Annotated in this window: 16 protein-coding genes; 12 read left to right on the forward strand and 4 right to left on the reverse strand. The window is 36.4% G+C overall.

Translation table 11 applies throughout. The annotated features are described in order from the left end of the window. Positions 1-23: 23 nt before the first annotated feature. Positions 24-170 carry a hypothetical protein gene (locus tag ACYQ1E_RS10315; protein ID WP_459878955.1) on the forward strand — a complete coding sequence of 49 codons (147 nt, stop codon included), beginning with the start codon at positions 24-26 and terminating at the stop codon, positions 168-170. On the opposite strand, the gene ACYQ1E_RS10320 is transcribed toward ACYQ1E_RS10315, so the two are convergent. From ACYQ1E_RS10320 to ACYQ1E_RS10330, 3 genes are read right to left on the reverse strand one after another with little or no spacing between them, the layout of a single operon-like run. Next, complete coding sequence (locus ACYQ1E_RS10320) at positions 171-620, reverse strand: transposase (protein ID WP_459879350.1); 450 nt, start codon at positions 618-620, stop codon at positions 171-173. Then, positions 617-1018, reverse strand: coding sequence for a helix-turn-helix domain-containing protein (locus ACYQ1E_RS10325; protein WP_459879352.1), 402 nt, complete (start codon positions 1016-1018; stop codon positions 617-619). Before ACYQ1E_RS10325 ends, ACYQ1E_RS10320 begins: the two co-directional genes overlap by 4 nt. Before the next feature lie 15 nt (positions 1019-1033). Beyond that, a complete protein-coding gene (locus ACYQ1E_RS10330; protein ID WP_459878957.1) occupies positions 1034-1228 on the reverse strand; it encodes a hypothetical protein in 195 nt (64 codons plus the stop codon). 590 nt (positions 1229-1818) lie between these two features. Here ACYQ1E_RS10330 and ACYQ1E_RS10335 point away from each other — a divergent pair. Together ACYQ1E_RS10335 and ACYQ1E_RS10340 are read left to right on the forward strand one after the other, a co-directional pair. Further along, positions 1819-2580: a hypothetical protein gene (locus tag ACYQ1E_RS10335; RefSeq protein WP_459878959.1), complete on the forward strand. Its 762-nt coding sequence runs from the start codon at positions 1819-1821 to the stop codon at positions 2578-2580. 15 nt (positions 2581-2595) lie between these two features. Further along, positions 2596-3528: a cohesin domain-containing protein gene (locus ACYQ1E_RS10340; RefSeq protein ID WP_459878961.1), complete on the forward strand. Its 933-nt coding sequence runs from the start codon at positions 2596-2598 to the stop codon at positions 3526-3528. 187 nt (positions 3529-3715) lie between these two features. Here the strand turns inward: ACYQ1E_RS10340 and ACYQ1E_RS10345 are convergent, their stop codons facing one another. Continuing rightward, complete coding sequence (locus tag ACYQ1E_RS10345; RefSeq protein ID WP_459878963.1) at positions 3716-5008, reverse strand: IS1380 family transposase; 1293 nt, start codon at positions 5006-5008, stop codon at positions 3716-3718. A gap of 140 nt (positions 5009-5148) precedes the next feature. Between ACYQ1E_RS10345 and ACYQ1E_RS10350 the strand changes: the two genes are divergently transcribed. The 9 genes from ACYQ1E_RS10350 to ACYQ1E_RS10390 all read left to right on the forward strand — a co-directional run bounded on the left by ACYQ1E_RS10350 (position 5149) and on the right by ACYQ1E_RS10390 (position 21455). Then, entirely contained in the window at positions 5149-7203 is a 2055-nt protein-coding gene (locus ACYQ1E_RS10350) for a carboxypeptidase regulatory-like domain-containing protein (RefSeq protein WP_459878965.1), read from the forward strand. A gap of 68 nt (positions 7204-7271) precedes the next feature. Further along, positions 7272-8645, forward strand: coding sequence for a hypothetical protein (locus ACYQ1E_RS10355; RefSeq protein ID WP_459878967.1), 1374 nt, complete (start codon positions 7272-7274; stop codon positions 8643-8645). Positions 8646-8676: 31 nt separating this feature from the next. Continuing rightward, positions 8677-13440 carry a CFI-box-CTERM domain-containing protein gene (locus ACYQ1E_RS10360; RefSeq protein ID WP_459878969.1) on the forward strand — a complete coding sequence of 1588 codons (4764 nt, stop codon included), beginning with the start codon at positions 8677-8679 and terminating at the stop codon, positions 13438-13440. 111 nt (positions 13441-13551) lie between these two features. Beyond that, positions 13552-13938 carry an outer membrane protein assembly factor BamB family protein gene (locus ACYQ1E_RS10365; RefSeq protein WP_459878971.1) on the forward strand — a complete coding sequence of 129 codons (387 nt, stop codon included), beginning with the start codon at positions 13552-13554 and terminating at the stop codon, positions 13936-13938. 96 nt (positions 13939-14034) lie between these two features. After that, positions 14035-14193 (forward strand): hypothetical protein, encoded by a 159-nt coding sequence (locus ACYQ1E_RS10370; protein WP_459878973.1) that lies wholly within the window; start codon positions 14035-14037, stop codon positions 14191-14193. A 407-nt stretch (positions 14194-14600) separates the two neighbouring features. Further along, positions 14601-18212: an outer membrane protein assembly factor BamB family protein gene (locus ACYQ1E_RS10375; protein WP_459878975.1), complete on the forward strand. Its 3612-nt coding sequence runs from the start codon at positions 14601-14603 to the stop codon at positions 18210-18212. Between the two features lie 21 nt (positions 18213-18233). Continuing rightward, positions 18234-21107 (forward strand): outer membrane protein assembly factor BamB family protein, encoded by a 2874-nt coding sequence (locus ACYQ1E_RS10380; RefSeq protein WP_459878977.1) that lies wholly within the window; start codon positions 18234-18236, stop codon positions 21105-21107. Positions 21108-21111: 4 nt separating this feature from the next. Further along, positions 21112-21276, forward strand: a complete 165-nt coding sequence (locus ACYQ1E_RS10385) for a hypothetical protein (RefSeq protein WP_459878979.1) — start codon at positions 21112-21114, stop codon at positions 21274-21276. Between the two features lie 8 nt (positions 21277-21284). Beyond that, the gene (locus tag ACYQ1E_RS10390; protein WP_459878981.1) at positions 21285-21455 is read left to right on the forward strand and encodes a hypothetical protein; all 171 of its coding nucleotides are present in this window, start codon (positions 21285-21287) and stop codon (positions 21453-21455) included. Positions 21456-21567 lie beyond the last annotated feature (112 nt).

The following is a 21567-nucleotide window of genomic DNA, read 5'->3' on the forward strand; positions in this document are numbered from 1 at the left end:
TGACCCATTGCAGGAATATGGTGTTGCGTGAGTTATGTGGATTAAATGTAAAGGATGCAGAGTTAATAGAAGTGCATCCCCAGGAGACAGCATCGGTCAGGAGATCAGATTTTGTTTTAAGGGCCTTTTTTGAGGATGGAACAGAGAAGCTAGTGTTATTAGAATTATAGTTATCCGCACAACTTCATATAATATGGGGTGCCCTTTAAAAATTTTTCTATCCAACTTTTAGCAAAACTTAGTTTTTTACATAACCTATTCCATGCTTCTGATATAACCTCCTTCATCTCTTTTATATCTTTTACAAAAACTAATGAAAGCACTCTTTTTATACTTTTCCAGATATACTCAATAGGATTTAACTCTGGTGAATAAGGGGGAAGATAGACTAGATAAATATCTAACTCAGATGCCTTCTCTCTTACTACTTTACTCTTATGGGATGAAAAATTATCTATTATTGCTACTATCGCTTTATATTTCTTATTTACTTCTCTTATCTTTTCTAAAAACTTAGCTATTGATAAGCCTTTTGAATCTTCTAAAAATGATTTTACACTTTCTCCTTTTATAGCATAAAAACCTATTGTGTTTGTCTTGAACTTTGTTGTATTTTTTATCTTGTCTTCTCAAAACTCCATACCCTTACTGTATTGGCGGTGTTCTGCGGACTTGTTTCATCTATAAAACCTATTGCTATCTCCTCTTCTTTAAATCCTTTCTCCTTTAACAGAGAAAAAGTAAGTTGAAGTTGATTCTCTAATATCTTCTCTCCATCTTTTGGTTTCCTATAATCCATCGGATATGGTTTAGAAAAATGCATCTTAAGCTTATCTCTCAGTATCCTTACTACATGGTCTTGGGAGTATTCTATATCAAAAGTGTCTTTTAGCAATGCCCTTATTTCTTTTGTAGTCCAATAGGCTCTCTTTTTAAGTAATTCCTTAAGCTTTTTTAAATCTTCCTCTGACAGCCTACTTGGCCTTCCTCCCCCTTTTCCTCTTCCTTTACCTTTTATCCCTTTATAACCCTCTTAGTTCCATTCCCTTATCCCTAAGTATCCTGTCGATTGGGCTATCCCACAACTGCTACACGCCTTTTCAAAATTTACCCCTTCTCCTATAAAATTTAGAAAAATAAGTTTTACTAAAATATTGTCTTTCTTCTCACTCTTTAATTTTTCTTTTAGCTCTTCTAAATTTTTAACCTTAATACGTTCCCCTTTCATAAATATTCATTATATCAAATCGTTCCTATTATATCAAGTTCTGAAGGATACTATAGAAACACTTTATACTATTAATTCAACATAATTAAGTAAAAAAAATATTAATAAAATTTTTCACAAAATTCTTGACGCAACCGTATGCTCTGATGTATTATTACAGTGTGAACATATAGTTACACTCCATCAAAAAAGATGGAAAGTGGAAGAGTATCATAAATTTCTCAAATCCAATGCTGCAGGAGCAAAATCTCCTATTAAAAGAGTAACTACGCTAATAGACCATTTAGTTATGTCAATGATTGAGGTATTTAAGCTTAAATGCTTAAAAATTAGGCACCATTTGAACCATTTTGCACTCAGGGCTAAGGTATTTATTATAGCTAATCTTGCTGACATGTCTGAACTGAAAAAATTATGTTGTGCGTAACATCTGTTATTATAAAAAGGGGGATTTCTGTGTATTCTGCTATTCAGATAAGAAAAGCGACAAGCAAAACAGCAAGGCAAAGTTATGCTATTAGTTATTTTAATCAAGCAACAGTCCGTAAGATCAAGTAACAAGTAATAAATCTGATATTAAGGAGTAAAAAATGAGAAGTGCACATATTAGAAGATATTTTCAAATACTTATACTAATTCTTTTAATATCAGCTATAGCAGAAGCCAAGCCAGTGGTTGTTTATTCCAAAGGAAGGCTTTCTATAAAGGCTTATAATCAGCCTCTTATATCAGTGCTCTATTCTATGTCTCAGGTAACAGGTATTAAATTTTATGTATCTAAGAAACTTGAGGCTGAACTTGTTAATATTAATATTTCTAATAGATCTGTAAAAGATGTGCTCCAAATGGTATTAAAAAATTTTAGCTATGCTACAGTCTATACAAAGAAGGATGGCTCATGGAAAATCTCTACTGTAACTGTATTCCCAAGGTCTGGCAAAAAAGGAAATTTAATTCCTACTTTTGCTGGAACAGACAGGGCCGTACTGTTAAAAAATAGGTTAATGAAATATCCGATTCAGATTGTTACCTATGGCACAATTCCAAAAAATGGTGGTATTCTTGTGCCTGCAAGGATGATGATAAAAAAAACAATGAGAAAAGAAGCACTATATGGCAAAGGTGTACCAGCCTCAATTTTGAATCTACAAGTCTCTTTTGAGGAAAGTGAGATGAGAATGTTTAAGGATTTAATTATGCTTAAATGCAAGATTGATTCAACAAAAGACCCTGAACGGAAAAAGTCTCTTTCAATGGTATATGCAGAAAAAACAAGACATTTTTACATGCTAAAGAAAGCTCATTTCAACAAAATTGAGGCATTAAAACGTATCTATGAATCTCGCAAGTAAAAGGAGGAGTAAGGTATGAAAAAGCAACACTATATTTTAAATTTTTTGTTATTGTTGTTCTTTTCGTGCTATCTGATTTCAGCAAATGCAGCTGTAAATCAGAGGATATTAAGTATTGGAACAGGTGGCGGTAAATTAGGTGAGATAGTCTCATTGCCTGTAACTATTGATAATGCTGCTGATATTGGAGGAATGGCATTTACTGTGACATATGATCCCAATGTCTTTGAATTTGTAGGGCTGGAAAAGGCAAACAAAGATATCTGCAATAATGAGCAATGTGATCCCACAAATGACATATTATATCAAGTCAACAAAGATATATCTGGCAAGGTTATAATAGCAGCAGCAACTGCATCAGCAATATCTAACAATAATCTATTTAAGTTGAAATTTAAGATAATCAGTGATCTTCCAGGAACATATCCAATTCGTCTTTCAAGATCCATCATAACGAATCCTGCAGCAGGATATGACAATCCTGAATTTATCCCTGTATTGGTTGGATTTCCATCTGACAAGCCAGATGAGAATGGATTTTATCCAACGCCTGTCTTTCCTGCAGAATTTAAGAATGGAAGTATTACTGTTGCTGTGAAGAGCAGCCATAAGATAAGTGGAAAGGTAACTTATCAGGAAGGAGGCTTAGCAGACGATGGAACTCCTGTGATATTAAAGCAAAATATAGGTTCTCGATATGTATTTAAATCTAAAACAGTTGTCAAAAATGGGCAATACTCATTTGAAAATCTTCCTGATGGAGTCTACAAGATTATAGCTCGTTCTATCCATCCACAATATAATGATTCCTCTGTTGAAATAGAACTAAAAGGAAAGGATGTTACCAAAAATATTACATTACCTGCGTTACCTAAGCCTGTTTATATAACTGGAAGTGTAATTATTAATCCTAAAATCTGCAATTACAGTTCAATCGTAAGCAACTGATTGTTCTGGACAGAGATACCTAGATATGGAGCTGTTATGTTAAAGGATATGTCTCCCTCATTGTGACTTGGAAGGCTTTTTCAGGTAGAAGCTGCGGTCAGTGGCACTCTTTACGGGTGTGTAAAGGCACACCACTGCACATGGACTTACGCAAAATCCTATTTTGGAGGATACTCTCAAAAAAAGATTAAGCAAATTGTAATGACCGGATGGAATTTTCTATCTTTATCCAACGTTCTTTGAAAAAATAATCCCTCGATAATCGAAGGAACCATTGTCGTCCCGCATGCATCAGCCGAGCTGGAACATGGATTAGAAACATGCGGATTGTGTTGGGCTCTTCTCTAAAACCATCTTCATCGTTGAGCCACATCATCCAAACCAGTAGATTGTAAGCCAGAATACAGGTCTGGAATATGGCGGAGTTGGCCCAAAAATCCTGTGTCAAAATGCTTCCAGAGGCCATCTGTCCCTTACACCACTCAATCCAGTTTTCACTGGCCCCCCGTTGGCAATAATACCTGTGGACGTCCCAGGGACTCAGGTTCATATTTGTTACATAACAAAAATAATCATACTCAGTCTTTGTAACGCTGAAAAAAAAGCAACTAAATTTGCTCTCTATTACTTGACGTACGGCCACAAACCGGCGGGGGTGTTTCCACCTCTCACATTTGTATGTGAATTCGGTCTTCTCATAGCCAGGTCTATTTTTAACCTTGTGCCATTTCTGAGCTTCTAAAAGCTGAGTGAGTCCTCGCATCTTAACCTTGATTAAGTACAAAGCATGAGCCTCTTCTAAGTAGTCTAAAAGTTCTCCATTAAAAAAGGCGGAATCTGCACGTACAATAATTTTCCAGACTCTCCTTGGAAGCTTGGCAAAGCACTCTTGCATAAACTCTACACAACCATTGGCTGAATAAGCATCTCCGGCTCTAAACCAGTTGTGAAGACATTCCCGCGTCTCAGCAATAAAGCAAAGTAGCGGATGATATCCCCTTTGTCCTGGCTTCTTGGGGTTGTAACCCTTCTCGGCACCTTCCTGTTTCCCATACACCCCACGCACTGTAGAGTCCAAATCTAAAGTGATGCGGCTAAACCATTTTTTACCCCAAACCTTTTTGCGCACTTTTGTTTCTACATCGGAGAGCTCATTGCAATGTCGGGGATTAAACAACTTAAAAACCCGATTTATGGTAGTATAGTCAGGAAACCTTTCCCATTTAAAAAGCGACCTCAATGCTAAATCAGATTTTAGGATAAATACATGGCTCATATGCTTAGCCCCGGCTAACACTGCCATCATCAAAATCATGATAATGTCGGAAACCTTATACTGTGCGGTAGCTCCCCGCTTAATAGTAATGTGTTGCTCAAGCATCTTGGGAAGCTTCAGTTTGTCAGCAAACAGGCCCAGCAATACCAGTCCGGCGTTGCCCGTAAGATTTTTTTCAGTGAACTTAACATGGAATCTACGCATAGAATCAGTGCCTCCTTCATACTTCCTATTTGAAACACTTTATACCATTAATTCACTATATTGTCAAGCTAAACATTATCTTATGATGCAAATTTTAGGTTAATAATAAAGTTATCCCTGGGGTTAGAGTGAAGGTATTCTTGGACAATAATTTAATTGGAGAATATCCTTTAGATAAAAACGGCAACTTCAATGCGGGTCCACTTCCACCTCCACCAAATGGAAAACATTACAGCTTGAAAGCAGCTTATGGAAACAAGGTATCTGAAGAATTTAAAGAAAATCTCAATTGGCAGCTTACCTTACATAAGATAGAAGGAAAGATAGATGGCCTTCCAGCCAATACAAACCTAACAATAATTGCAGCCTCAGATACTGTAAAGCTTTCCAAGAAAATTAAAGTAACCACTGATGACAATGGAAAAGCTGAATATACATTAGAAGATCTTATCCCTGCATCAGATTATATAGTAAGTGCAATTGCTGAAGGTATGCCAGTAATGTATTACAATAGCAAGGTAGATATAACAGAGGCTGATTCAGTAAATATAGCTGATTCAGATGTCTCTGGTATAAACTTTAGTTATGCCAACTTAACAAAAGGCACAGTATTTGGAAAAGTGCTTGTAAATAAAAAGCTAGTGCCAGATGCTTCTGTATTTGCATTTGAAGTTAACACCTTTGCTCTATCTTCTGTTTTGACTAATAACAATGGTGAATATACTTTCCAACTCACACCTGGCAGTTATGAACTCTTTGTAATTAAACAAAATGGTAAAATATTCTACTATTCTGACAGCGGAACAACCCAGAATGAATCAGATGCCACTGTAATTAAGGTGAAAGAGGGTGATGAGATTACTGATAAAGACATAGATATTACTGAATGTAAAGAAATTCTTACTGGAAAGGTTACATTTGATAGAGAAGATGGAAACCCTGTAGCAAATGTCCTTATTACTGCAATAGGAGAGCGTGGAAGGGCTATCGATATTACTAAAGATGATGGAACATACAAGCTTACAGGCCTATGCAGTGGTGAAGTATATACTGTGAAGATGGAGCCCCTTACTGGAAACTATGGAATTCAAGAAAAAATCATTACAGCAGGAAAGGACAAGACTTGTAACTTTGTCATTGATACAGGAAATACCCTTTCAGGAACAATCAAAAATGAACAAGGGCAGGATATAGCCGGTGCTTTGATTTTTCTTATCAATCAGTATACCAAACAATTGGCAGGAAAGCAGATATATGTTTCTGAAGCTGGAGGAAAATACAGCATAAATGGCCTACCTGATGGGATATATACAGTTAGAGTAACTCATCCAGAGTATCAAACATACGAAGAAAAAAATATTGTAATAAACCAAGATATCAAAAAAGATATTATTCTTACCAAAGGAGCACATTTTACAGGGACAGTAACAGATAATGATACAGGAAAGCCAATTCCAGGAGTAGTTATAATAGTTACCCGTCCAGGCGGAACCCCACTTTATGATATAACAAATAAAAGTGGAAAATATGCCATATATGGTCTGGATGAAAACCAAAGTTACTTCATCATAGCTCAAAAACAAGGATATAATAGGACAGTTCTAACTGACCAGAAACCAACAACTGGAAATGATACATTAGATATAGTGCTTTCCAAGCCTGTTAAAAAATATAGTGTTTCAGGAAAGGTTACTACTACATGTGATAACAAACCTGTTGAAAATGCAGAGGTGGTGCTTTCTTCAGAGAAAGCTCATTTTCTTGACTCTGTCTTTACAGACAAAAATGGAAATTATGAATTCAAGGATGTGCCTCAATCTGATGACTACAAGCTTATCGTCATTGCACCTGAATATCCAGTGTATGTAAAAACGAACTTGAACATTAGTAGCGACTTGAGCGAAGATGTAGCTCTTAAATGTGGTGCTGATACAGAGATCAGGGGTAAAGTAACATGGAATGGTAAGGGACAAGCCCTTGTGCTTCTTTATACCAAGAATGACGAGTTTGTTGGTTACAGAAATATAAAGAAAAGTGGAGATAAGTATGTATTCAAAGGACTTGATTCTAATACAAAATATAAGGTGCTTGCGGTTGGGCCAGAAGGCAATACAAAGTGGTATAATGGAAAAGACAGCATTGATAAGGCTGATTTGGTAAGTCCGGGTAATAATAACATAAATTTTGAATTTTAAATAAAAAATGAGGGTGCTGGCTATTACAGGTCAGCACCTTAATCATTAAAATATTGGAGGGTAGGAAGATGAAGTTCAAATCAATACTATTTATATTAGTAATCCTGCTTGCACTTGTTCCATATTCGTATGCAAAGTATGAGATTGATAAATCAAATGTTACATGTAATGTTCCAACTGATGGAAAGCCCACACCATTAGATACTGACTTAAGGGTTGAATGGAAAAAACCACAAATGTCAGGAGATGATATATTACATGGATTTGTTTATAAATGGAATAACTCAAGTGAACAATTAACTGATGAACAGTTAAATGCAAATAATAAAGATGATATAGTAAATAAAGATGTAGATCCCACCTTTGTTAGCTTGCCTTATGATCAGATTAAAGATGATGATTATAATGATCTACGGTATCTTCATGTAAAAACTTGGTATCTTGATAGCTCTACTGGAAAACCAGCCTATAGTAATGATGTAGTTATTGGCCCTATTAATATAGATAATGTTTCTCCTCAGGGAACAGTAAGAATAGTTGATAAAGATGGAAATGATATAGATTCTACTAAAAGCACTACTTTAAATTTAAAACTTGGGGCATCAAAAGACACAGTAAAGATGTGTATAAATGAAGCCAACACTCCACCAAGAGAGGATTCAGATTATGTGGACTATTCTGATTCTGCAGTTTATACACTAAATGATACAACCCCAGGGGGAAAGACCATATATGTATGGTTTAAAGACCAGGCTGGCAATATATCTCAGCCTGTTTATGACACAGTTGAGCTATCTCCCAAGGCAATTGATCCATACAAAAAAACAATCGATCTTGCAAGCCAGACTACCCAGACATTCAGTGTATCTGGGACACAGGGAAAATACAACTGGGAGATAATTGAAGAAAAACCACAGGAGCAGGGAAAAGATGTTGCTAAGTTTAAAGGAGAAAGCCAAAACATTAACTCAGTTGTAGTAGAATTACTTAATCCAGGTACATTTAAGCTAAAGGCAACTACTGTTAATGATCAAAATGAAGTGCTTACCAGCGGAACAATAAAGGTGATAAAATCTGTTGTTTTTACTTTAGACATAGATAATAATGGAGTATGTGAACCATTAAAAGATGGTCTTTTGATATTAAGGTATCTTTTTGGATTTACCGGAAACACACTGATTAATGGAGCAGTAGCTACAGATGCCCAAAGAAAAACAGCAACTGATATAGAAAATTATATCAAGCTGGGTAAAGACCAAAAGATATTAGACATAGATGATAATGGAGTATGTGAACCATTAAAAGATGGTCTTTTGATATTAAGGTATCTTTTTGGATTTACCGGAAACACACTGATTAATGGAGCAGTAGCTACAGATGCCCAAAGAAAAACAGCAACTGATATAGAAAAGTATATCAAATCTTTGAAAATAAGTAAGTAAACCTTAAATCAAAGAGAGGGAGGTCAGGGTGATGAGACGTTTATATGTGATTATATTATTGTTGATTGTATCTTTTATGCTTGGAAATTTAAAAGCTATATCAGCTGAGGAAAAGAAACAGGTAATAAAATTACTTCCTCAATCCCAGGAAGTAGGAAAAGGAAAGAATATAACTCTTAATATTCAATACGATGTAACTGACGGTAATAACGCCTTAACGGGTATTGGATTCAAAGTTTTCTTTAATTCTAATCAGATTGAATTTACAGGTTTTTCTGATGTCTATTCTACAAGTCTGATTGCAAAACAAGAACCTCAGAATGATACGAATAATATTGATAATGACCCCAACACGGACAAATTTGTTAATATTGCATGGGCTGATATAACTGGAAAGTGGCCAAATGGAAACCTACCCCTGATTCTGGCGAAACTTAATTTTAAAACCACCAATAATTTCACTCAAACAAAAGTAAATGTTGTCAAGACAGATACAGCCTCAGGATATGACTTTAAAGGATATTCTGCTACTATCAAATTAAAAGATGAGGCTGGTCCCACTGTTTCTAATCTTAATGCTCTGGAAATAAAAGAAGGCACTAAAGATATTGAATTAACTGCTTTAATTTCTGATAAAGATACAGGTAACAATTCTATTTCTGCCGCTGAATATTTTATTAACCAAAAAGGGCAAAATGGAAAAGGTATTTCTATGACCGCGGCTGACGGTAAGTTTGACTCAGTCACTGAAAATGTAAAAGCTCAGGTAGATACCTCTAAGTGGACTGCAGATAAATCTCCTTATACCATTTATGTTCATGGCAAGGATTCAAGAGGAAACTGGGGAGATTTTGCACAGATTCAGGTTACTGTTTATAAAGCTCCAGAAGCACCTCAGACAACCGAAATAAAGAGTCCAACAAACAATCAAACACCTACCTTTGATTGGGCAGATGTTGCTAATGCAGCAAAATATAAGATTCAGATTGCCACTGATCAGAATTTCCAGAATATTGTAAGCCAGAAAAATGACCTGACCAAAAGTGAATACACACCTGACACAAAACTTAATCAAGGCACATACTACTGGAGAGTAAAAGCAGTAGATGCCCAGGGACATGAAGGAGCTTGGTCAGATGTGGGTTCATTTGTTGTAGATATAACCCCACCAACTGTAAAGATTACTTCAAATTTTCAAGCTCCTGTTCATCAAAGCAGTGTAACAGTAGCAGGAAAAATGGAAAAAGGTGTCACAATCAGTGCCCAGGTAGACACCGCTGCAAAGGTTGGGAAAATAACATATCCATCTAATACTACTTGGAAATTTGAAATAACTGACCTTGAGAAAGATGCCAACAATATTACTGTAATTGCTACTGATAAGGCAGGAAATACTGCTACTGTGCAAGCGACAATTGTTTATCATCCACCTATTAGTGTAAATCCCTCAGGAGAGGTATATGTTCCTTCTACTGTAGAAGGATTTAAGCAACAATTTAGCATACAAGGAGGAAGTGGTAGCTACACATGTCAGCTTAGCACACAGGATTATGGAAATTTACAAAAGAAAGATGAAAGCACCTATATATTTACTCCACTTAAAGATAAAGTAGGAGATTTAACACTTATTATAAAAGATAATAACTACAATGACCTCAACCCTGTTAAAGTTACTATTCATGTGGTTAAGTTTGGTCTTAATCCTCCAAATGGTGGTGTAGAGATTGGTGGAAAATTAAATCTTGAAGCAGTTGGAACAGTAGGAAGTATAAACTGGAAAGTAGAAAATGAAGCTATAGGAGCAATAGAAAATATTACAGGTGATAAAAAAGAAAAAGCGGTATTTATAGGAAAGAAAAAAGGAACAACTAAGGTAACTATAACTGACACCAAAACAGGAGCATCAGTAAGCGGTAGCTTTGAAGTAGTAGAACCAATTAAAGTTACTGCAAAAGATAATGTTAAAGGTATAAGTGATCAGGATAAGCTTCAATTTAATGCAGTTGGTGGTAAAGGAAAAAAGAACAGCGATTATGTATGGATGGTAGATCCAGCATCTGCTGGAACAATTGATGAAAATGGATCCTTTACACCTAAGGATGTGGAACAACCAGTAGAAGTTACTATTACCGCTGCCGATAAGACCTATAACAATGTCAAAGGAACATACAAGATCACAGTAGTTAATCCTGTTACAATAACAAATCTGCCAGCCAATAATGCCCTTGAAACTAACCATAAGTGGCAGTTTAAGTCCCAAGGTGGATCAGGCACAGTAAAATGGAGTGTAGATGCAGGAAGCATAGATAAGGATGGAAATTTTACAGCACCAACTGTAAATCAAGGGAAAAAAGAGGTAACTATAACTGCAACAGATGCCAAGTTTAACAACATAAAAGCATCTATTAAGATTACTGTTTATGCTCCAATAGGTATAGCTCAGGTGCCAAAGGAGTATAAGGATGGTGATCCATCAACATATCCACTTATTAATAAGACTTACACGTTGAGTGCTGTAGATCCTAATAGAGTCTATAATTGGACCATATCTGACTGGAACGGAAATGTTATTGACGAGTGGTCAGGAGTTAATAGCATTGAAATTATGCCTAAACGTTTCTTTGAAAAGGGTTGTAAGGCAGGTATATATACTGTAAAAATTCTTGATATGAATAATCCTAACTTAAAGCCAGGTAGTCTTAAAATCCGGATTCCTATGAAGTTTGTATCAGAAAAGTTTCAAGCAGATAGAGGAATTTATGACCTCAGCACTACCAAAAAAGATATTTATACAGTTCTTGGTGGTCCTAGGGAAGATATATATATATACAAAGTAGTTGATCTAAAAGGAAAGCCATTTAAAGGAGTTGGTCAATTTGAAGATCAATCTCCTACAGATAATGACAACGAATTTAACTTTGCAGACAACCTCAATTCTGTTGTTTCTTATAAAATAAAGGTAAATCTGGATAAGGATCAGTATAATAATCCAGATGTAAAGCGTTTGATTGATGCAGGATTGGGCACTGTATGCTCTGGTATCTTCAGAATTGTTCCAATGGTTCAATATAGTGGTACAGTTGTAGATGAAAATGGAAATCCAATAGAGGGTGCAGAAGTAAGATCAGTTGATTTTCCAGAAAAAAGCATAAAGACAGATAAAGATGGTAAATTCACACTTACTGGATTTCCAAAGTTAGGTTTTACATTTAAATTTATAGTATCTAAGGATGGTTACAAAATAAAACAGGTTACTTCTGATGAAATTAAAGAAAAAGAAGTGGTTCTGGAAAAGTTAGCTGACGGAAGTGGCAGTATTTCTGGTAAAATTACCTTGTCTGATAATGGCAAGCCTGAAGGAGTTGCCATACAGGTCAAAGCAGATGGAGAATACATAAAAGATAGTTCTGGAAACATAATTACAGTATACACAGACAAAAATGGCAATTATACCTTCCTTGTCCCTGCTGATTATGTAGAAGCAACATTTACAGTAGAAGCTAAAAAGAAAGGATACATTTTTGACGAAAATGCAGGCTTAGGTGTAGTAGATAATGTTGTATTAAAAGGCAATCCTCCTGCAGCAACAAATGTCGATCTTACACTGAAACCTGTTACTATAATATATGTGGAGCCAGAAGCAAAAGATATTGATCAAGATGGTAAACCAGATCAAGTATTGGTTAAAATTACAGCAAAAGCAGGTTGTGATGCTCAAGGATGTAAACAAAACCAGTTTGATGGAACAATTAGTGAAATAAAAGTAACAGACAATAATGGTGATAATGTTCCCTTAGATATTTTTGGTGCTAATGGAGCAAATACATGGTCCTTTACTCATAACAAATATGGAAACTTCACAGTGACTATATACGCTGATGTAAGTGAAGACAGGGATGTGGATGAAGGCTATTTTGCAAAAAGGATTTGGACCTATCATAAGTCAATAAACCTAAAAGTACAGGCTATTGATGATCCAAACATAAAGGGTGCTGATGCAACAGCTTCTTCAGGTGAAAACAGAGTAGTAATACCACCAGATGGGTTAAGAAAGGTTCATAAGCGCGTATTTGTAGAAATTGCTGAAATAGATCCAGATGAGGTAGGAGCGAAAAAGATTGTTGGTTCAAAAATAGTTGAAGTGAAGGTAAAAGATGAAAATGATCAAGAGCTTAGCAAAGATGAATTTCAGCGGATTGAAATCACACTTCACTTTGATCCAGATACAGTTACTAACGGAAGTCTTGAAGCAGGAACATATAAAATTTATCAAGCAGATTCAGTAGATGATTTAGTGGCTGGAAAAGGGACTCCTATTCCAGTGGATCACTTGATTCTGCCAGTGGATTACACGAATGGCTATGTCACCTTCTGGGTAGAACATCTCTCTGCCTTTGGTATTGGTGGTGAAGAAACTACTGAAGACACTAGCAAGGTCTCTGGAGATGGAGGCGGTGGTGATAATTGTTTCATAGCAACTGCTGCATACGGCTCACTGCTTGAACCACATGTCAAGATATTGAGACAGTTCAGAGATGTGTATTTACTCCCTAATAGCTTAGGAACAGCCTTTGTAAAGACTTACTATAAGTATTCTCCACCTATAGCTCAGTTCATTGCTCAACACGAAGTTCTGCGGGCAGCAGTAAGAGTATCACTCCTACCTTTAGTAGGATTTAGCTATCTTATGCTCCACACCACAGCCACTCAAAAGGTGATCCTCCTGCTACTCTCTGTAGTTGCTGTGATGTCATTGTTTATCAGAGGAAGATTACGTATTAATAAGGCTAAATAATATCTTAAGGGGAGGGCTCATTAACCCCCCTCCCCTTAAAATTCAAAAAACATATCCAAACGCATTCAAATTATAGGAGACAAACAAAAGGTTTGCAGGAGAGTAAATAAGATGAAGAGGGTAAGAGTTCTTTTTTATGTATTTTTTGTGCTTGTGTTTTGTAGCACTGGTATTGCTTCCGCTTCAGGAAGTACTGGCTTACTGAAGTGGAAGTTTAAGACACAAGGGGGGATTGTTTCCTCCCCAGCGATAGAAGAAGATAGGTCAATATATATTGGGTCTGAAGATAATTATCTATATGCTATAAATTCAGATGGAACACTAAAGTGGAGTTTTGAAACCAAAGATGAAATTGTATCTTCCCCAGCAATAGGAAAAGATGGGACAATTTATATTGGTTCTTTTGATCACTACCTATATGCCATATACTCTGATTCAAAAGGGCTTGCAAAATCTTTCTGGCCTATGTTTCGTCATGATGTAAGGCTACAGGATTAATTAATGAAGCACTAGTTATAGACTCGTTTAATGCAAATCCAAAGCAAGGGGATAAGCCACTTGAGGTAACATTTACTTGCCAAGCACATGACCCAGATGGAAACATCACTTCTTACAAGTGGGACTTTGATGGAGATGGCAGGCTCATTTGATCAAGAAACAATCACTACAGATGCCATTATATCCCTTAAAGTAACAGCAGGTTTGTCAGTAACTCAGGACATATATCTTGATGCAGAACCTAGAGGAGAATAGAACTTGATGATGCAATATTTATTTTGAGGAAGCTTGTACAGAAGTAGGCAGATGATTAATAGCATTTGCAGTAATGCTTATTCTTTATATTCAGTCCTTGAAGTGCATTCTGTTACCAGAAGAGCACAAGCCTTACAGACAGGGAAATTATAGAAAGGCTTACAAGACTTGAGGAAGGACAGAAGGCACTGAAGGAAAAAATGAACAGAAGATTTGATGAAAAGGACAAGCGCAATACAGACCTTGTTCCCACAGCAAACACTATGATAGTGGTATTTGGTGGCTTGGTGGTAGCGATGGTGGGGTGATTTTTTCCGCCAAGAGCTGGATTTTTATAAAAAATATACAATATAGGTTATAAAGAATTAAGTTTGTTATGAAAAAAAATCCTATATTGGAGGTAAAAGATGCGTGAGTATTTAAGCTTAAGTAAGATGCACAGGGTAGGGGTTCTTTTTCTAATAGCATTTTTTATGCTACTGTTTTTTAATAGTGGTGTCATATATGCAATAGAAATAATACAGTTTTATTCAGACATAGAGACGGGAAGCAAGCCCTTAAAAGTAACCTTTACCTGCTATGCCTTTAGTAATGAGCCAATTGTCTCTTATCAGTGGGACTTTGATGGAGACGGAAATGTTGATCAAATAACAAGCACTGGCACTGTAACATACACATATACTAAGGCAGGAGTATACAAAGCTACTGTAACAGTTTTTGATGACAAAGGTACATTAAAGAAATCTAATCCTATAATTATTAGTGTTGCTCTGTGGAGGTTTAAAATAGAAGATAACACTGACTTCCCGGCAATAGGAAATGATGGGACAATATATATTGGATCTGATGACTACTTATATGCCATAAATCCTGATGGAACACTAAAGTGGAAGTTTGAAATAATGGGATACTTCTCTTCCCTAGCAATAGGGGAAGATGAAACAATATATATTATAGTCAGTCCCTCATATTATATAGGTGCCTACTTATATGCCATAAATCCTGATGGATCATTGAAATGGAAGTCTGAAATAATGGGACACTTCTCCTCCCCAGCAATAGGGAAAGACGGAACAATATATATTGGGTCTTCAGGAACTTTCGATAGCTACTTATATGCCATAAATCCTGATGGATCATTGAAATGGAAGTTTAAAACAAATCTAACAGTTTCTTCCCCAGCAATAGGGGAAAACGGAACAATATATGTTGGATCTGATAATAGCTACTTATATGCCATAAATCCTGATGGATCATTGAAATGGAAGTTTAAAACAAATGCAACAGTTTCCTCCCCAGCAATAGGGGAAAATGGAACAATATATGTTGGATCTGATAATAGCTACTTATATGCCATAAATCCTGATGGATCATTGAAATGGAAGTTTAAAACAAATGCAACAGTTTCCTCCCCAGCAATAGGGGAAAATGGAACAATATATGTTGGATCTGATGATGGCTACTTATATGCCATAAATCCTGATGGATCATTGAAATGGAAGTTTAAAACAAATGCAACAGTTTCTTCCCCAGCAATAGGGGAAAATGGAACAATATATGTTGGATCTGATGATGGCTACTTATATGCCATAAATCCTGATGGATCATTGAAATGGAAGTTTAAAACAAATGCAACAGTTTCCTCCCCAGCAATAGGGGAAAACGGAACAATATATGTTGGATCTGATGATGGCTACTTATATGCCATATACTCTGATTCAAAAGGTCTTGCTCACTCTTTCTGGCCTATGTATCGACACGATATAATGCATACTGGAAGAGTAAAAGGGCAAACCTTAAGTAATCAAGCACCAGTTATAGATTCTTTTGATGCAGATCCAAAACAAGGAAATAAGCCCTTAAAAGTAACATTTACTTGCGAAGCATATGATCCAGATGGAAGTATTGTATCTTACAAATGGGACTTTGATGGAGATGGAACATTTGATCAAGAAACAGATATTAATATTGTAACATATACTTATACTGCTTCTGGAACATATACTGCTACTGTGACAGTTTTTGATGATAAAGGTGCATTACAAAAATCTGAGCCTCTAACAATAAAAGTAAGCCCTACCTCTGAAAATCTAAATGCATATCCAGAGTTAGCCCTTCAGTTCTTAAAAGAAGTTATGGATGAATATCATACCACCTTTGATGTTTATACTGATCTTTCAGCGGCAGGAAATCACTTTGTTATGTTAGGAAGATTAGGGGTTAAAGCTACCATAAATGTTGCCTCAAAAGAAAGCCCATTAAGAGGAGATACATGTATTGAAAATCAATTCACTGGCACAGAAGATGATTGGGGAGGGTGGTATTTTATGAACGGAGTTCTTGAAGGAAGAGAAGTTGCACCTAAGCTCAATTGGGGAACATATCCGGATGCTGGTTTTAATCTAACTGGAGCCAAGAAACTTACCTTTTGGGCAAGGGGAAAAAAAGGGGGAGAAAGAGTAGAATTTTTCGCTTTTGGTATAGGAAGAAACCCATTTACAGGAGAACCGATTGCTCCTTATCCAGATTCTTCACCTAAGAAATCTACTGGCTACATTACATTAACTAAGGAATGGAAACAATATAGTCTTGACTTAACAAGTTTAGATTTAAGTTATGTGATTGGTGGATTTGGCTGGGTAACAAATGCTCCTAATAATAACAACAGAGCTATCACTTTTTACTTAGATGATATACGCTATCAAAAAAGCAGATTAGATGAGCCGAGATTTCTTTTAAGCTATAAACTTTTGCCTACTGATAAACCAATATTAAAAAATACTGCATTTATCTATGATAATGCCTTGGCTTTATTAGCATTTCTTGCAAGTAAAAACAAAGATAACCTAAGACGAGCCAAACTTATAGGAGATGCTATTAGCTATGCTATAGATCACGATAGATTTTTTACTGATGGGAGAATCCGAAATGCCTATCAAGCTGCTGATTTAAAGTTATTTCCTGGTTGGAAACCCTATGGAAAAGCAAACACTGTAAGGATGCCAGGTTGGTGGGATAATAAGAGTAATAGCTGGTATGAAGATGAATACTGTGTAAGCACATATACTGGTAATGTTGCCTGGGCAATGATTGCTCTTATTTCTCTTTATGAAGACACAAAAGAACAAAAATATCTTAACAAGGCTATAACCTTAGGAGAATGGATAGAGAAAAATTGTAAAGATAATAGAGGTTCTGGCGGATATACAGGAGGTTATAATGGGTGGGCAGAAAAACAGACAAAAATATTTTGGAAATCTACAGAACATAATATCGACATATATGTGGCTTTTATGAGATTGTATAAAATTACAGGAAATGAAATATGGAAACAAAGAGCATTACATGCAAAAGCATTTGTCGAAGCTATGTGGGATAAAAAAGGCAATCACTTTTGGACAGGCACATTAGAAGATGGTGTAACCATAAATAAATCAAATATACCTGTTGACATACAAGCATGGGCAGTAATGGCACTTGGTGAAAGATATAAGAAAGCTCTGGAATGGGCGGAAAATAATTGTTTGTTGGAAGATAATGGCTTTAAAGGATTTGATTTCAACAATGATAAAGATGGAATCTGGTTTGAAGGAACAGCTCACATGGCTCTTGCCTATCAACTTATAGGAGAAAGGCAAAAAGCAGAAATCTATGTCAGAGAATTAGAACATGCACAAAAAAATGCATTAAATACTGATGGTAAAGGGCTTGTAGCAGCATCTCATGATGGATTAAGCACTGGATTTGATTGGATATATGATGCAAGGCTCCATACAGGAGCAACCTCATGGTTTATATTTGCTGAGTTAGGTTATAATCCTTACTGGAATACTTGGATATTGCCAGGAGATGTAAATGGAGACGGAAAAATAACAATTTATGATGCCATTTTGATTCTAAAAGTCATCTCTCGTCAAGAAGTTGAAAAAAATCTCCATAATTTTGATGTAACTGGTGATAAAAAACTTGACTTAGGTGATGCAATATATGTTTTAAGAAAAATAGCTGGTTTGTTATGAATATAACAGGAGGGTAGTATCATGAATAAAAAGAAAATTTTTGCTCAAATGTATAAGGTGTTAATGATACTATTCCTTTTATTTAGTGCATTAGTATTTTCTGCCTTCGCAGAAGTAATTTACTCAGACAATTTTGAATCAGGTTGGGGTAATTGGAGTGTAGATAATGGCATCTGGCAAATAGGCACACCCACTGCTGGACCAGAAAGTTGTCATAGTGGCTCTCAATGTGCAGGAACAAATTTAAATGGAAAATATGATCCAAATACAGACAGTCGTCTTATAACTCCTTCCATTTATTTGCCAGAGATAACCAATGCTCGTGAAGAGATTCACCTACGCTTCTGGCAGTGGTTTTCTTATGCAGCTAGTGATGCTGGATATGTGCAGATATCTACCTATGACCAAAAAACTCATAAATGGTCAGCTTGGCAAACTGTAAGTCCAGCAATTGGTGGAAACTGTGGTAACTATTGGACATTAATGGATGTTGATCTAACTAACTATGCAGGAAAGAAGATAAAAATAGCCTTTTTTCATACAGCTGATTCCTTTCCGTTTGGAGAGATCTCAACAGGATGGTATATTGATGATATAAAAATTATAAAAAAGATACCAAGCTTTACAGGTGATTTTGAATCAGGTTGGGGTAATTGGAGTGTAGATAATGGCATCTGGCAGATAGGCCCACCCACTGCTGGACTAGAAAGTTGTCACAGTGGTTCTCAATGTGCAGGAACAAATTTAAATGGAAAATATGATCCAGATACAGATAGTCATTTTATAACTCCTTCCATTTATTTGCCAGAGATAACCAATGCTCGTGAAGAGATTCACCTACGCTTCTGGCAGTGGTTTTCTTATGCAGCTAGTGATGCTGGATATGTGCAGATATCTACCTATGACCAAAAAACTCATAAATGGTCAGCTTGGCAAACTGTAAGTCCAGCAATTGGTGGAAACTGTGGTAACTATTGGACATTAATGGATGTTGATCTAACTAACTATGCAGGAAAGAAGATAAAAATAGCCTTTTTTCATACAGCTGATTCCTTTCCGTTTGGAGAGATCTCAACAGGATGGTATATTGATGATATAGAGATTACAGGAGTTGGTCTCAATCAGCTCCCGATTGTTGATTTATTTACCTCTGATTTTACCTTAGGTAGTGCACCACTTACAGTTCACTTTACTTGCAATGCTCATGACCCAGATGGAAGCATCACTACTTACAAGTGGGACTTTGATGGAGATGGCACATTTGATCAAGAAACAACCACTGGCACTGTAACATATACTTATACTGATCTTGGCACATATTATCCTGTAGTAAAAGTAGTAGATGATGATGGTCAGTGGACAATATCTTTACCACAAAAAATTACTGTAGTAAAAGCTGGCACATTAAAATGGAAGTTTAAAACAGAAGACTCTATTACCTCCTCTCCCACGATAGGTGGAGATGGGACGATATATGTTGGATCTAAGGATAACTACCTCTATGCTATAAATCCTGATGGAACACTAAAATGGAAGTTTAAGACAGGAGTTGTGCATTTCTCCTCCCCAGCGATAGGAGAAGATGGGACGATATATGTTGGATCTGAGGATAACTACCTTTATGCTATAAATCCTGATGGAACATTAAAGTGGAAATTTAAGGCAGGAGACTGGCTTATCTCCCCAGCGATAGGGGAAGATGGGACGATATATGTTGGATCCGGTGATAACTACCTTTATGCCATAAATCCTGAGGGAACACTAAAATGGAAGTTTAAGACAGGAGCTGAATCTCATATTCCATCAACAGGAGAAGATGGGACGATATATGTTGGATCTCGTGATACCTACTTCTATGCCATAAACCCCAATGGAACACTAAAATGGAAGTTTAAGACAGGATGGAAATCTCACACTTCTCCAGCAATAGGTGGAGATGGTACGATATATGTCGGGTCTGATGATAACTACCTCTATGCCATAAACCCTGATGGAACATTAAAGTGGAAGTTTAAAGTTAATATTTGGGGTCCACCATCAATAGGAGAAGATGGTACGATATATGTCGGGTCTAATGATAACTACCTCTATGCCATAAATCCTGATGGAACACTAAAATGGAAGTTTAAAGCAGAAGACTGTCTTAGCTCCCTAACAGCGATAGGGGAAGATGGGACAATATATGTTGGATCTAAGGACCATCACTTATATGCCATAAATCCTGATGGAACACTAAAATGGAAGTTTAAAACAGAAGGTCCGATCACCACTTCCTGTCCCGCGATAGGGGAAGATGGGACAATATATGTTGGATCCGGTGATCATTATCTTTATGCCATATATTCTGACTCAAAAGGTGTTGCCAAATCCCCTTGGCCTATATATCGACATGATATAATGCGTACTGGAAGGATAAAAGGGCAAGCCTTAAATAATCAATTACCAGTTATAGACTCATTTAATGCAAATCCAAAACAAGGGGATAAGCCACTTGAGGTAACATTTACCTGCCAGGCACATGACCCAGATGGAAGCATCACTTCTTACAAGTGGGACCTTGATGGAGATGGCACGTTTGATCAAGAAACAAGCACTGGCACTGTAATACATACCTATCCTAAAGCTGGAGTATATAATGCTACTGTAACGGTTTTTGATAACAAAGGTGCATCAAAGAAATCTAATCCAATAATTATCACTATAAAATCAAGTGTTATTAAGGGAGATTTAAATGCCGATGGTAAACTTGACCTTACAGATGCCATTATAGCCCTTAAAGTAACAGCAGGTTTGTCAGTAACTCAGGACATACATCTTGATGCAGAACCTACAGGAGATGGTAGGATAGGACCTGATGATGCAATATTTATCCTGAGGAAGCTTGCACAAGAGTAGGCAGATGATTAAAAAGATAGCATTTGCAGTAGTGCTTATCCTTTTACTTAGTCCTTTAAGTGCCTTCTGCTATCAGAAGAACACAAGCCTTACAGACAGGGAGATCATAGAAAGGCTTACCAAGCTGGAGGAAGGGCAGAAGGCACTACAAAAAGACCAGAAGTTTTAAGGGAAGAGATGAACAGAAAATTTGATGAAATGGACAAGCGCATTACAGACCTTGTTCACATAGCAAACACTATGATTGTGATATTTGGTGGAGTGGTGGTAGCGATGATGGGGTTGGTATTATGGGATAGAAAGACGCTTATAGAAAAGGCAAAAGAGGTAACTGTAAGGCATATATAGACAGATAGTTGTCTGATAAAGGCTTTAAGAGAGCTTTCCAAGACAGATAAAAGGCTTGTAGAGGTTATGAAGACATTTGGGTTGTTGTTAGAATGTTCCTGAATATAAATTA

Source organism: Desulfothermus naphthae, from assembly GCF_054657475.1.